Below are 777 nucleotides of genomic sequence, written 5' to 3' on the forward strand. Positions count from 1 at the left end.
GTCCTAAAGGGTTGTCGTAGACTACGACGTTGATAGGCAGGGTGTGTAAGTGCTGCGAGGCATTGAGCTAACCTGTACTAATTGCCCGTGAGGCTTAACCATACAACACCCAAGGGGTTTTGTGGACTCAAAGACAGACCTTGAATGAGTTTGAAGAGAAACTTTTAGATTAGCTTTCCGAATTTTAAAATTTGCTTGGCGACCATAGCATTGTGGACCCACCTGATTCCATGCCGAACTCAGAAGTGAAACACAATAGCGCCGATGGTAGTGTGGGGCTTCCCCATGTGAGAGTAGGACATCGCCAGGCTTTAATTTCGACTTTGTCTATTAAATAGACAAGTCACCATAGAGTTCTAAGTTTTCTTAGTATTTTATGTTGACTTTCAAAGTAGAAAGCGTATTATACGCGTCCTGCTTAAGTGCTAAGGCACTGAAAGCAAAGCTCTTTAACAATTTAAACCTATCAATCTGTGTGGGCACTCGTTGATGAATATCAAAACGTTTTATCGTTAGATAAAACAGATTCTTCGGAATCAAAATTGATTTCAATGAACTGAGTGACCAATACGTTTAACTACTTGTAGTTATTCGGCACAGTCAATTCATTATCATTCTGTTGGAATGGTAATAGCTTTAAAATTACACAGTAGTTTTGAAGTCAGTATTCGTTGAGTCACAAAATCTTAAATTGAAGAGTTTGATCATGGCTCAGATTGAACGCTGGCGGCAGGCCTAACACATGCAAGTCGAGCGGAAACGACACTAACAATCCTT

General features: G+C 40.3%; 2 rRNA genes. Both read left to right on the top strand.

Annotated features, from left to right (window positions below):
• A 23S ribosomal RNA gene (locus ATB74_RS23395) occupies window positions 1–102 on the top strand; the annotation flags it as partial.
• Between the two features lie 92 nt (window positions 103–194).
• Window positions 195–310, top strand: a 5S ribosomal RNA gene (gene rrf, locus ATB74_RS23400).
• Window positions 311–777: the final 467 nt, after the last annotated feature.

It is taken from the genome of Vibrio splendidus (assembly GCF_001557875.1).
GTDB classification, from domain to species: domain Bacteria; phylum Pseudomonadota; class Gammaproteobacteria; order Enterobacterales; family Vibrionaceae; genus Vibrio; species Vibrio splendidus_F.